Origin of the sequence: Serratia sp. X10 (assembly GCF_017811775.1) — a bacterium.
Classification (GTDB): Bacteria; Pseudomonadota; Gammaproteobacteria; order Enterobacterales; family Enterobacteriaceae; genus Serratia; species Serratia ureilytica.
Genome location: NZ_JAEIOH010000002.1, coordinates 761,747 through 775,199, shown reverse-complemented (window position 1 = coordinate 775,199; position 13,453 = coordinate 761,747). Strand labels below are relative to the sequence as shown.

Sequence of the window (13,453 nt, the reverse complement as noted above, 5' to 3'; positions counted from 1 at the left end):
GCGCGCGCCGGGCGGGAAATACCACCAAAGTATAGGAGTGAGAAATAGGATTAATTGATTGAATTAAAACGAATAAATCAGAATTTCAAGATAAAGGCGAACGGGCGGGAGGCAAGACGGGGTATTTGGGGGTAGGACGCGGGGGAAAACCCCGCGTCAGGTTTCAGAAAGGGACGCCGCGGAAGAAGACGTTGCGCAGAATATTCTTCATGTAAACGCCGGCCATCACCCCGCTGTTGACGTAGATGATGCCCTTCATGCCGTGCAGCACGCCGCCGAGACGGCTTCGGCTGTCGGTGATGATGCGCGACGTGATGCAGGTGTGGCGCAGCCGCATCACCTTGCGCGCCCGCGGCGAAATCTGCGGCATCAACCGGCGCTCGAACTGCATTTTGTTGTGATAGCCGATGATGCCTTTCGGGCTGGAGGTAATACGCTCACCGTCGTGATCGTTATGCACCGCCAGGCGCTCGTGCAACGTACCGATGCGCATGCCCGCCGCCAGCAGGCGATAAATGAAGATATGATCCTGATAACGCGGGGTATTGAAGAACCCACGCACCGCGATCGCCGCCTCGCGGCGCAGCATGATCATCGGCGTGTAAGCGACGCCGGCCAGCATGAAGTCCTCCAGGCCGTCGCAGCGGGCGCGGTAATAGCGCTCGGCGCTGATTTGGCCGTCCTGCAGAATATCCATATCGCACAGGCTGACGGGGTAATCGCCGCGCTGCATAAAGGCCAGCTGACGAGCGATCTTCTCCGGGTGGTAATAATCGTCGTCGTCCAGAAAAGTGAGGTATTCCCCGGTGGCGCGCAGGATGCCGCTGTTGCGCGCGCGCGCCCCACCGCCGTTGCGCGCGCGCGGGCAATAGACGATCTGCCCGGCGGCAATATAGCCGGCCAGCCGTTCGCGGGTGGCCTGGCGCTGCGGATGGTCCGGCGGATTATCGTCCACCACCACGATCTCCACCGGCTGATGGGTTTGCGCCAGGACGCTGTCGATGGCGCGCGCCAGCAGTTCGCTGCGGCCATAGGTCGGAATAATGACGCTGACTTTGATACTCATAATGGGTTTCCACGCGGGTTTATCGTCGTTCGGGCACGGTCAGATTCACCCGAAACGGTTGTAGAGACTGGCCATCAGGTAGTAGACCAGCGGACTGCGGTAGAACAGGCGGTTCTTGCGGCTGAGCATTTGCCGCTCCTCCGCCCGCAGCCGGGCATAACGCCGTTTCAGCTCGGCGGTTTCCCGCAGCGCGTCGCGCAGGCCGAAGAAATCCAGCCCGACCAGCAGGCGCGCCTTCAGCGTGGTGACGAACAGCACCGAGTGGAATCCCTTCCCCCCCTCGCGGCGACGCCCGCTGTCAGCGCGCTCGATGGCGTAATCGAGATCGTCCAAATCCCGCCGCTTCGGCGCGCGCGTGATGCCGTTGGGGTTAGCGCGGTATCCTACCAACGGCGTATCGCACACCACGATGCGGTTCGCTTTCAGATAAAGCTGCGGGATCAGCTGGATATCCTCGAAGTTGCGCCCCGCCGGAAACGCGGCGTCGTTGAACAGCGAACGGTGATAAATCCGCGCCCAGGCGTACCACAGGCTGCGGTTAAAACTGTCCGCCAGCAGCGCCATATGCGGCTCGCGCTCCTGTGGCGCGGCGTTGCCGGGCACGATCGCCATCAGGCTATCCGGTTCTATCTTGCCGTTTTTCAGCCGCGAGAAGCGCTGGGCGTTGAACGCCACGATCTCCACCTGCGGGTTATCCGCCAGCAGGCGCCCCAAAATGCTGAAATAGCCCGGCAACAGCACGTCGTCGGAGTCCAGAAAACCGAGATATTCGCCTTCGGCATGGGCGATCCCGGCGTTGCGCGCGGCGCTCAACCCCTGGTTATCCTGGCGCAGGATGCTAACCTGCGTTTTCAACGCCGGATAACGGCACAGCACCTCTTGCGCGACGGCGATGGAGCCGTCCGGGCTGCCGTCATCGACGAGGATCACTTCCGCCCAGTCGGGCAATTGACTCAGCACCGACTCCAGGCACGCTTCGATGTAGGCTTCCACCTTATACACCGGGACGATCAGGCTTAGCGTGATAGTCATGAACGGGTATCCTTATTGATTAGTGTCTCGTTGCACCCACAGCGCGCTGCTGCCCACCGCGGGCAATTTGGCGTCGATCTGCGGCTGCCCCTGCCAGCGCCAGCCGGGCGGCAGGTCAAAACGGGCGGCCATCGGCCGATAGTACGGGTTGGCGATCAGCACCAGGCCGCGCTCGCCGTCGATAAACAGCCGCGCCGGTACGGCGGTGTTGTTGCCGGACAACGTCGCGCTTTCGCCCGAGAGCAGGTACGGCGTGAAGCTGTCGATCTGTTGCGCCACGCGGGCAACCCCTTGCCAGATACCGTCGAATTCCTGTTGGTTGAAATCGCCGCTGCGGCGCTTGTAGAACAGGTCGGTATAGGAGTAGAACAGCAGCCCTTTGACGCCGCCGATCAGCCCCAGCCAGGCCTGGTTGCGGATCTCCGCTTCGCTCGGCTGGCGCGGTTTGCGGTGCGGCTCATAGGCGGCGTGATCCATGATCTGCATCACCAGCCAGGCGCCCTTCGCCTGACGCGCCACCTGCACCGTCAGGCGCGAGTATTCCAGCGTGCGCGTCATATCGGCATCGCGTCCGACCGGATACGGATCGCTGGCCAACACGTCGGAACTGTTGAAATAGGCGTTGAGCGCGCCGGTCTGATTCAGCGCCTGAAAGGTCAGATGGTCAGGGTCTTGTTGCTTCACCTGCAGATGCATCTGCTCTATCTGCGGCGCGTACTTCGGCGCCAGCTCATCGTTGATGTACCAGGCGAGCAGGTTCGGCTGAGTTTTAAACTTCTCCACATAAGACGCCGTCAGCTGCGGGTAGCTCAGGCGCGTTTTCGGCGCAGAGTCGAGGCCGGGGTAGAAATCCTTCAGCGAGAAAATCACCTGCAGCCCGTACTGCTGCGTTTTGCGGAAATAGGCGTACGGGTCGCGCCCTGTGCCGTAGTTGTAATTCAGCACGGTGTTGAAACCGGCGTCGCGGATGCGCGCCAGATGTTCATCGGTCGCCATGTTGCCGTACATGTAGATGCCCAGCGGAAAGAAGCGCTTGCCCTGCCGCAGCGTATAGCCCTGCTCGTCCAGCGCCACTTTCGGCGGCGCCTCGCCGATGCTGACCGGCATTTCGCTGCTCCGGCTGTGCTTCGACGCCACGTCCGTCACCTGCTGCTGCAGGCGGTACTCGCCGGCGGCCAGGTTGGCCGGCAGCGAGAACTCTACGCGCTGACGCTCGGCGACATGGTAGCGGCGGCTCTCCTGCCGCACGGCGGTGCGTTGGCTATCGAGCAGCGTACTTTCCACCTGCACTTCCTGAGGCTGCTGCACTTCGATCAGGCTGGAGGCCGATTGCCCACCGGCGCGCATCTGATACAACGCCGGCGCCGTCGGCTGGCTGCAGACGTAAGCATCGTCGAACCAGGCGTTGCCGGCAGTGCCCTTGCGCATATACAGCCCCAGTACGGTGGTGGTGGCCTCTGCCGGCACGGTGAAGCTGCCCTCCACCGGCTGCCAACCGCTGCTGCCCAGCAGGCCTTGCGGGTAGCTGCCGGCCAGGTGGCGCCCCTTGGCGTCATAGCTTTCGACGTACACCCCGGCGCCCGGTTGATCGCCTTTGCCGCGCAGGTTATCGCCGCGCACCCACACGCCGAACGCGATCGTCTGCCCTGCTTTCACCTGCAGCGTTTGCAGCATCTGGTGATACTCCGCCGGGTCAGGATTGCTGTAGTACAGGCTGGCGCGGCCGCTGCGGCCGCCGGAGACCACCTTGGCCGGCGGCAGCGACCAGCCCGTCTGTCCCTGCTCAAAGCCGGGGTTGGTCAGCAGATTGGTCTCGCAGCCCGCCGCCCCGGCCTGAGCCGCCAGCCCGCATCCGATCAGCACGCAGGCTGCGTTCAAGATTTTGCTGGTCATTGTCTTTTCATCACCGCGCTGTACAGGTAGGAGAAGAACAGGTAGCAGGATTTTTGATAAGAGAGCCCCAGATGACGACGGTAGATCTGCCACTGCCAGTCCGCCGCGCGGATCTTGTTGCCGGACAGCGAATTGGCGGACAGCCGGTAAAACGCCAGCGGCTCCGGAATGCAGTACGCCAGGCGATTGCGCGCGCGCTCCAGAATAGACAGCCACATCACGTAGTCTTCATGCCCGACCTTGCGCTGGTAGACCTTGCCGACCCGACGCTGGTTGTACATGCCGGTCAGGTTGCCGATCCAGTTGCTTTTCAACATGTCGCGGTAGGCGATGATCTCCCCGGCGCCGCGGTAATTTTTCACCTGCGCCAGGTCATTCTCAAAGGTGTAATAGTGCGAGCAGACCACGTCGTAACGCTGGGTTTTAAGGATGCCGACCTGGCGGGCCAGCTTATTCGGGTGCCAAACATCGTCGCTGTCGCAAAACGCGATGTAGTCGCCGCGCGCCGCCTCAATGGCGATGTTGCGCGTTTCGGCCACCCCCTGATTGACGTTATTGCGGATGTAGGTCAGCCGATCGTGAATGAACGGCTTGACCACCTCGGCGGTGTTGTCGGTGGAGGCGTCGTCAATCACATACAGGTGGTAGTCCTGATAAGTTTGATTCAATACGCCAAGGATCGACTCGCGGATAAAACCGGCGGCGTTATAAGCCGGCATAATGACGGACACTTTTTCCATGATGATTACCTCAGACGATAAGCTCTTGCCACTGGGGGTAAATACGTTCAGGCACAAACCGCTGCGCCTTTTCCAACGCACGGTGGGAGAAGCGGCGACGCAGTTCGCCGTCGCCGATCAGCGCCAGGACGCGCTGACTGAAGGTGTCGACGTCGCCGTCCGCCACCAGATAACCGTTTTCGCGATCGTCGATCAGCTCCGCCGGGCCGGTCAGACAGTCGAAAGCCACCAGCGGCAGGCCGAAGCTCATGGCTTCGATCAGCACCATCGGCAGGCCTTCGTAGCGAGAGGTCATCAGCAACAGGCTCGCCTGCCGGTAATGCCCGGCGATATCGGCGGTGGCCGGCAGCAGCTGCACCCGATCGTCGAGCCCGTAATCGGCGATCTGCCGTTGCAATGCCGCCCGATCCGGGCCATCGCCGACGATGTGCAGCCGCCACTCCGGCGCCTGCTGCGCCACCTGTCGCCAGGCGGCGATCAGCCGGTCGAAGCCTTTCTGGTGGCACAGTCGGCCGACCGCCAGCGCCACCGGCCGTTGCTGTTCCGGATGCGGCGCCCGCAGCGGAAACGGCGACACGTTCTCAATCACCCGACATTTGCGGGCGGGCACCCAGCGGCCGATATTCGCCAGATCTTTTTGCGTCAGCAGCACGGTGCGATCGCCCAGCCGGTAGATCAGCACCTTCAGCCACTTCATCGGCCACGGATACTGGTGGAAACTGACATGTTCACTCAGCACCAACCGGCTGCCGGGACATAACAGCCGCAGGTAAGGCACCATGATCACCGAGAGTTTCCCCATCGAGACGGTGATGATGGCGTCATAGCGGCCGCGGCGTAAGGACAGCGCCAGGCGCCACGGCCAGAGCAGCGTCTTGCCGCGCATGAAGCGCAGCGTCACCGCCGTCTCCAGCGGATAGAACGCCCGATCCCCGCAGATGGATATCAGTTCGACCTGGTGGCCGAAGCGGGTGGTCAGCGCATTGGCCAGGCTGCTGGCCACCCGTTCGGTGCCGCCTTTGCCGCCGATGTCTTCGATTACAATTGCGATTTTCCGCGGTTGCATGTCACCTCCGTAATCCCTCGCGGGCCGTGCGCAGCAGCCTCCCCCCCAATGGAAACAGTCCCAGCCTGGCCAGACAGTCGCCATACAGCTTGATCGCCTTGAATTTGCCGCTCAGGGTGTGGCGCTCCATGCGCGATGAGTAGTAGTTGAAAGCCTGCAGATCTTCGCTGTACAGCGAAGCCAGCAGGTGTTTACTGGCAAAGCCGCTGATATAGCGGCCGCTGGCCTGCAGATAGGTGTCGATAAAGCGTTCGCTGGCGTCGATGTTCAATCGGCAGCGGTTCAGATCCTCATCGCCGCAGCGGATGAACACCCCACCGCCCTGATCGTGAACCACCCGTGCGCCCAGGTTGGTGGCGTTGACCAAAAACCCCCAGTCCTGGTAACGGGCCAGAAACTCCGGAAATAAAAAACGCCGGTCTTGTTTCTTGCGTACGCTGATGGTCGAGGTGCGAATATCTCCCATCTCGATAAATAAGAAATCTTCCCCGGCCACGCCCTCTTGATAATTAAACACGTAGCTGCGCACGTTCTTGTCGTTGACCGTGGTGTAATTGCCGAACACGATATCGATCCGCGTGTCCTCATGCCGTCTCAAGCGCCGGATGATATAATTGGTGCCAAACATATCTTCCGGTTCCAGAAAAAAAACCACCTCAGAACGCGCCAGGCGAAAACCGATATTGCAGGCGATGGCGATATTGCCGCGCACCCGGCTTTCATGCAGCCGGGCGCGATGATTCGCCGCCAACAGTCCGTGTATCTTTTCCGACTCACCGGCTTCCGATGAATAATCGACCACGATGATTTCATAATCAAAACCGGCGCAATAATGGGTCATGCGCGCCAGCGTGGCGGCGAGATGATTTGAATTATTAAAAGCGGGAATAACAATTGATAAGTCCATTTAATACCTCAAAAGCTATTATCAACTGGCGAGTACAGCCTGATGCCAGAGAAAAAGTTTGTTATCGCAGCATATCCCTGCCCGGTTATCCCCCCGCCTCGGGTCGAGTACGCGCAGCCAACGGCCTGTTTCAGCTACGTATGAAAATACCCTCCCCATTCTTGTTCAATTGTTTCTGGCATCAGCCGTTGTAATCCGGCCCCCGGGGTGAAAGTCAGCTCGCCAAAATAAATGCGATCCTGCACCTGATAAAAATCGACGCGTACGTACGAGAATTGTTCCGCCACCTGGCGCGCCAGCCGCAGCATCTCCTTGAGCCCGCTGGGGCGCGGCATCGGCACGTCGCTGTTCGGCACGCCCATGCGGATCTCGGTGCGGTTCCAGTCCGCATCAAAGAAATCGCGGCGATGATCGATAAAGCGCTGATAATCGATCTGAATAAAGAAGCGCACCTCACCGTCAAGATTAAAACAGTGGATCTTGATGTCGTTCGGTATTTGCCCTTCGTCGATCAGCATTCTTTCCACCATGATGCAAGGTGGAATATCTTTATAATGCCGCTCGCGATAAACCTGATAAAAACTTTGCCGCAGCCAACTGTTGGTCAACACCCGCAGTTCGTTATAACCGGTTTGGCTTTTATCAAATACCAACTTGTTATACCCACTGCCATGGTTGGCTTTAATCACAAACGACTCGGGCAACTGCTGATACATCTCTTCCGTAAACTCTTTGCCGTGCGCGTAAAGATCGATCAAATACTCTTTACCCCATAGCTGTTCGATATACTCTCTCACCCGATATTTATCGGATAGCTGCGTATATATCGCCAGTGGATAAACTTTCCTACGCATCAGTTTTTCGCTGTACCCAACCGGATGAGCCAGATGCGGCACCTTGCGGAAAAACATTGCGTATTTTAACTGATGATATATTGCATCGGGCATACGTCGGTATAACCCTTTCACCAGATTATTTAACATATATTTCTCGTACCTTCCCTATTAATTGCGGAAAACACCGATAGCAAGTCACCTGCAAACGCGTAATTTTTCCTCCTCTGAAAAAACTGTTGAGCACAAAGAATGAAATAAACTCCGTGATCAGCGTCGATATCGCCGCGCCCATGATCCCGTAACGCGGGATCAGGATGAAATTCATCACCACGTTGGCCAACGCCGCCAGCGGCATTTTGATGGCGATGAACCGATAGCCGCTGAACAGCACGATGGCGCGGTAAGACACCGTTCCCATCACCGAGAACAGCGATGTCACCGAGCACAGCGCCAAAATGGTCGCCGTTTGCCGGTAACTTTCGCCGAACATCAGCGCGACTATCTGCTGCGGAAACAGCGACAGTACCGCGATCACTGGCATCGAAAGCACCAGCACCATCAGATACAGCTGGCGAATGCGCGCCTCTTGTTCCTGCTCCGAACCGGCATTCGCCACGCCTGGCATCATCGACATGATCAGCGCGATGGGCACGAATACCCACCCCTGGCTCAGCGTGATGGCGGCGCTGTAAAGCCCGACGCTGTGTTCTCCCAAATAGTTGCCCAGCATGATCTGATCGATGCGCGTATAAATGACGATCGACAGGCTGGAGATCGCCAGCGGCAAGCCGACGCTGAACAGGTAGCGGCCGTAGCGCCGTTTGTGTCTGCCGCTGATCGCCGGCATCTGCGCCTGCTCGCGACGGAACAGCACCCAGCGCACCGCATAAGGCAGCAGGCTGCTCAGCACATAGGGCAGCGCAAACCACACCAGCGGCAATTGCGCGTACACCAGGCCGAGCCGCATCACGATCGACAGCAACAGCGCGACGTTGTTGATCAACGTGTTCAACTTCGACTTCAGCAGCGCGTCGTAATAGATTTTGTAGACGTCCTGCACGGAGAAATACGCGCTGATCAACATCAGCAGCATCATGATTTGGTTGGTGCGATCCTGCGTCAACAGCGTCCAGGCCATCAGCGGCAGCGCGATCAGCGCAAACAGCTGGCGGCGGATGCGCATCGAAGCCAGCATCAGCCGCATGCCGCTCCGGCGCCGTTTGGCGACGCGGTTGAACAGCACCGCGTCCGCCCCCAGCTGCACCAGCGGCACGGCGATGGCGATCACCGACAGCAAGTAGTTAATCAAACCGTATTGCGCCGGCCCGAGATAGCGCGCGACGTACACCGAAACGAAAATCCCCGACAGACTCAGCGATACCCGCTCCAGCATTAACCACAAAGAGTTCATCAGCATCGCTTTCATGCGCTTACGGCACCTTTTCTTCCTGATGGCTCGGATAGGCGAAGGCGTAGTAACCCGCATCAGCGGCGGATTTTTTCACCATGCCGTTGAGAATCACGCCTTTGATCGCCACCCCATTCTGTTCGAAACGGCGCATGCTGGTTTCGATCTGCTTGACGGTGTTCACTTCAAAACGCACCACCAGCAGCGAGGTGCCGGCGTGATGACCGACGATCGCCGCATCCGTCACCGCCAGAATCGGCGGCGTATCGATCAGCACCAGATCGTAGTTTTGCCCGGCCCAGCGCAGGAAGTCGGCGAAGCGGCGATGCATCAGCAGTTCGGACGGATTCGGCGGCACCTGGCCGCGCGGCACGAAGTCCAGGTTGGCGATGGCGGTTTTTCGCACCGCCTGTTCCGCCATCACGTCGCCCACCAGCATGTCGGACAAACCGCGATGTCCATCCTCGGCCAGCCAGCGATGCAGAAAGCCTTTGCGCATATCCGCGTCGATCAGCAACACCCGCTGCCCGGCCTGCGCCACTACCACCGCCAGGTTGGTACTGGTGAAGCTCTTGCCGCTTTCCGGGCTGGCGCCGGAGACCATCAGAATATTGTTTTTGGCTTCCAGCATGGCGAAATGCAGGCTGGTGCGCAGGCTGCGGATTGCCTCCACCGACAGATCCGTCGGCTCGGCCACCGCCAGGATCGGCAGGCGCCGGCCGCCGGATTTGGGCAACAGATGACGCTGCTCGCGGTTGCGCTTCACCTGCCACGGCGACAGCGGCACGGTGGCGTAGACGTTGATGCCCCGCTTCTCCAGCGTATCGATATCATTGATGCCGCGGTGGAAGGCCGCACGCAACAGCACCACCGCGGCGGCGCCCCCGGCGCCCAGCAGCAGCGCCAACAGCACGATCAGCATCTTTTGCGGCTGGATCGGCCGAATGGCGGTTTCCGCTTCATCGATGATGCGCACGTTGCCTACCGTACCGGCCTTGCTAATGCTCAGCTCCTGCTGCTTGTTCATCAGCTGCATGTAAACCTGCTGATCCACCTGCACATCTCGGGTGAGACGCAGGATCTCCTGCTGCATTTTCGGCAGCGTCTGCACCTGTTTGCCCAGCCGCGCCTTTTCCGCTTCCAGCGTGGCGCGCTTTTCCAGCAGCGCCCGGTAAGCCGGGTGCGCACGGGTATAGAGTTTGGAGATCTCCGCTTCCTTGAAGGTCAGTTCATTGAGCTGCGCTTCGAGCTGCACCTGCGTGTCCAACACCGATTTGGCTTCCAGCGACAGATCCACCGAGTCGTTTTGCTGACGGAACTGATTGAGCTGGGTTTCGGCGTTGTTAAGCGAGGTTTGCGTTTGCGGCAGTTGCTCTTGCAGGAACGCCAGCATTCGCTGCGCCTCTTCCGTTTTGCGATCCACGTTCTGCTGCAGGTAGTTGTCGGTGATGTTCTTTAGCACCGCCTCGGCGCGCAGCGGATCTTCGCTCGGCAGCGTAAAGGTCATGATGCCGCTGTCTTTACCGCCCGGCACCACGTCAAGGTTTTTGCGCAGATCGTCTACCGCTTTTTGACGCGCGACTTTGACCACCGTGAAGCTGGCGCCCGGCGCCGCGTCCAGCGCCGAGACGGCCATGTTCCATCCGCCCTGCGCCACCGGCTGCCCGACCGCGCCGCTGAACAATTTGGCGCCGTCATGGCTCAGCTCGTAATGCTGCCCATCGCGCACCGTCAGCGTCAGCGCTTCGCCCTCCATTTCCGGCGGCGTCGTCAACGTGGTGATGTCCAGCACCGGCGCCTTTTCGCCGCTCAGTCGGGCAAAACCTTTACCGAATACCGGGAAATAGTCCGGCTCGACGCGCACCGTCAGACCAAGGGCATCCACCGTTTTACCGAGCACGTAGCGCGACTTGGCCAGCGTCACTTCATCCTGCGTCGCCGAATTCTGCCCCATAGAGCTGTCCAGCGTTTCGCGCAGCAGCGAGTCGCCGGACAGCTGTTTCTCCACCTGCACCACCGCCGTGGCCTGATACACCGGGGTCGCCAACAGGGCATAGGCGACACCCAGCGCGCCGGCCACGCCGGTCACGACGGCGATCCGCCAGCGGTTATCCCAAAGCGGCCCTACCAGACGCTCCCACTCCAGCTTTTCATCTTGTTCGGCCACCATCACGGACAGCGCATTGTTCTTCATCTTCTGTTCCTTATTCATCCTGCGGATTTACCAGTTGCGCACGCGCAAGGTAGCCTCGCTGAGATCGTTAAAGCTGCTGATGGTCGGCACCAGCTGGCTGATCAAACGGTTCCAGCGCGCGACCGGCGCCGCAGTGACGTACACGACGTCGTAAGGTTGCAGCTGAAATTCAGCGCCCATCGCCAGCGCGCTGGCGTCGGAAAGATCGAACTGATACAGCGTCGCCAGCCGCTGCGGCGTTTTGCCGCCGCTCGGCCGGATCACGAATACCCCGGTCGCATCCGCGACCGTCTGGCTGATCCCTTCGGAAGAGCCGAGGGCCTCGGTCAACGTCATGCCGCTGCGATCCATCTTCAGCGTCGCTTGCTTGCCCACTTCGCCCATCACGAACACTTTCAGTTCGTCATTGCGCGGGACGTAAAGGATGTCACCCGGCTGCAGCAACGCGTTCTGACTGATGTCGCCGCGCTGCATCAGCGCCTGCAGCGAGATAGCCCGATCCTTGCCCTGATGGGTCAACACCACGTTGCGCCAGTCGGCGTTCTCCGTCAGGCCGCCGGCGGCGTTGATCGCATCCAGAATGGTCAGCGGCACGTTGGTGATCGCCTGCTGGCCGGAGGTTTTCACCTCACCGGTCACATAAGCCTTCTGCGAACGGAAAGCGGCGATGCTGACATCCACCTGCGGACTTTCCACATACTGCGCCAGACGGCCGGCGATCAGGCTGCGCACTTCGGTGACGGTTTTGCCCACCACCGCCACTCGCCCGATATAGGGATAAAAAATCGTGCCATCGGCATGGACCCAGTTACCGGTGTCGCTGGCGCTGCGGTACTGCCCGGCCGGCGTAGTCAGCTCAGGGTGATCCCAGACGGTGACGTTCAACACGTCGCCGACGCCGATACGGTATTGATAGTTCTGCAGCCGCTGATCCAGCGCCGGGTTCGGCCGGGCGACCGGTTCTACGCGCCGCATTTTCTGCAGCAACATCGGCGACATGCGGTAGACCTGTACCTGATTATTCAAATCGAAACCGTCGTCTTGCTGCACGACGACGGCTTTTCCGCTGGTAGGTAAATGTGAGCCGGGAATCACCGTACACCCGCTCAACAGCACGGAGGTAAAGGCCAACGGCATCAAAAGAGGCAAATGAAAATTCATGGAAGTACCGTGATAAACGGGCTGCCGCCGCAGCCCGTAAGGGGATTAACGGCCGACGGTCGGATTATCGCTGAACACCGTCGCCTGACGGGGCTCGCGCAACAGGGCAAAATAGCCGCAAAAACAGAGCAGAAACGCCACCAGCATCAAACTCTCTTGCAGTTTCAGCACTTCGCTGCAGATGCCGATGCAGGCCAGCGTCACCGCCAGCATGGTGCTCATCGCCAGCGCCTGGCGCGCATTCAGTCCGCGACGCATCAGAATATGGTGCAAATGATCGCGCCCCGCTTTGAATGGGCTTTGGCGGCGCAGCAGGCGGCGCACCATCACCGTCATCATGTCCATCAGAGGAATGGCGATCAGCCACAGCGCGGTAACCGGGCGCATCACCGCCTGCGGTCCCTGGGTCGCCAGCAACACCAGCCACAGCACGCTGAAGCCGATCACCATGCTGCCGGCGTCCCCCATAAAGATCTTGCTGCGCGCACCGAACAGACTCAGGTTGAACAGCAGATAAGCCGCCAGAGCGGCGATCATGCCCAGACACCACAGCGCCAGGTCTTCCCGGCCGCCCAGCCCGAACACGATGGCCAGCGCGACGAAGGTGACGCAGGACAAAGCGCCCAACTGCCCGTCGATGCCATCCACCATGTTGTAGGCATTGATCGCTCCCCATACCGCCAGCGGCGTGAGCAGCAACGCACCATAGCCGAGCATCACTTCCTGATGCCCCCAGACATAACCCAGCGAGGAGAGTTGCATCCCTGCCGCCAGCATCATCGCCAGCGCGATCCCTCCCTGCACCATGACGCGCGGCGCCACGGGCAGATCAAAGCGGTCATCCAGCACGCCCAACACCACCAGCGCCGTTATGCACAGCAGGTAGATCGTGCTTTCGGGCAGCCAGGCGGGTTGCCACAGCGTCATCAGCATCAGCGTCAGGTACACGGCGATGCCGCCGACCAGCGGAATATGCCCCAGATGTTGCTTGCGCGCATTGGGCTTATCCACTAACCCCACCACCAAGGCGGCGCGGCGGGCAATAAGCACCCACGCCACCGCCAGCACAAATATCACGCTCAGTTGATATAACATCGTTCCTCCAGCGAATAAGCACGCTACCGCCCTTGAGTTACAGCTCCCAATGCGC

The 13,453-nt window shown here is 60.0% G+C and carries 11 protein-coding genes; all 11 read right to left on the bottom strand.

What is annotated here, in order from left to right; genetic code table 11:
• Positions 1 to 163: 163 nt before the first annotated feature.
• On the bottom strand, positions 164 to 1,066 hold the full coding sequence (locus tag J9788_RS09050) for a glycosyltransferase family 2 protein (RefSeq protein WP_046687282.1): 903 nt from the start codon (positions 1,064 to 1,066) through the stop codon (positions 164 to 166).
• A gap of 45 nt (positions 1,067 to 1,111) precedes the next feature.
• Complete coding sequence (locus J9788_RS09045; RefSeq protein ID WP_046896630.1) at positions 1,112 to 2,098, bottom strand: glycosyltransferase family 2 protein; 987 nt, start codon at positions 2,096 to 2,098, stop codon at positions 1,112 to 1,114.
• 12 nt (positions 2,099 to 2,110) lie between these two features.
• Positions 2,111 to 3,991 (bottom strand): carbohydrate-binding protein CenC, encoded by a 1,881-nt coding sequence (locus J9788_RS09040; RefSeq protein WP_182264285.1) that lies wholly within the window; start codon positions 3,989 to 3,991, stop codon positions 2,111 to 2,113.
• The gene (locus J9788_RS09035) at positions 3,988 to 4,731 is read right to left on the bottom strand and encodes a glycosyltransferase family 2 protein (protein ID WP_046896628.1); all 744 of its coding nucleotides are present in this window, start codon (positions 4,729 to 4,731) and stop codon (positions 3,988 to 3,990) included. Before J9788_RS09035 ends, J9788_RS09040 begins: the two co-directional genes overlap by 4 nt.
• Before the next feature lie 10 nt (positions 4,732 to 4,741).
• On the bottom strand, positions 4,742 to 5,797 hold the full coding sequence (locus J9788_RS09030; RefSeq protein WP_182264284.1) for a glycosyltransferase family 4 protein: 1,056 nt from the start codon (positions 5,795 to 5,797) through the stop codon (positions 4,742 to 4,744).
• 1 nt (position 5,798) lies between these two features.
• Positions 5,799 to 6,704: a glycosyltransferase family 2 protein gene (locus J9788_RS09025; RefSeq protein WP_046896626.1), complete on the bottom strand. Its 906-nt coding sequence runs from the start codon at positions 6,702 to 6,704 to the stop codon at positions 5,799 to 5,801.
• 134 nt (positions 6,705 to 6,838) lie between these two features.
• On the bottom strand, positions 6,839 to 7,687 hold the full coding sequence (locus tag J9788_RS09020; RefSeq protein ID WP_046896727.1) for an ATP-grasp fold amidoligase family protein: 849 nt from the start codon (positions 7,685 to 7,687) through the stop codon (positions 6,839 to 6,841).
• The gene (locus tag J9788_RS09015) at positions 7,677 to 8,966 is read right to left on the bottom strand and encodes a flippase (RefSeq protein ID WP_033643437.1); all 1,290 of its coding nucleotides are present in this window, start codon (positions 8,964 to 8,966) and stop codon (positions 7,677 to 7,679) included. Before J9788_RS09015 ends, J9788_RS09020 begins: the two co-directional genes overlap by 11 nt.
• Before the next feature lie 4 nt (positions 8,967 to 8,970).
• A complete protein-coding gene (locus J9788_RS09010; protein WP_046896625.1) occupies positions 8,971 to 11,142 on the bottom strand; it encodes a polysaccharide biosynthesis tyrosine autokinase in 2,172 nt (723 codons plus the stop codon).
• Between the two features lie 27 nt (positions 11,143 to 11,169).
• Complete coding sequence (locus J9788_RS09005) at positions 11,170 to 12,303, bottom strand: polysaccharide export protein (RefSeq protein ID WP_089191921.1); 1,134 nt, start codon at positions 12,301 to 12,303, stop codon at positions 11,170 to 11,172.
• Positions 12,304 to 12,348: 45 nt separating this feature from the next.
• Positions 12,349 to 13,398: a UDP-N-acetylglucosamine--undecaprenyl-phosphate N-acetylglucosaminephosphotransferase gene (wecA, locus tag J9788_RS09000; RefSeq protein WP_182264283.1), complete on the bottom strand. Its 1,050-nt coding sequence runs from the start codon at positions 13,396 to 13,398 to the stop codon at positions 12,349 to 12,351.
• Positions 13,399 to 13,453 lie beyond the last annotated feature (55 nt).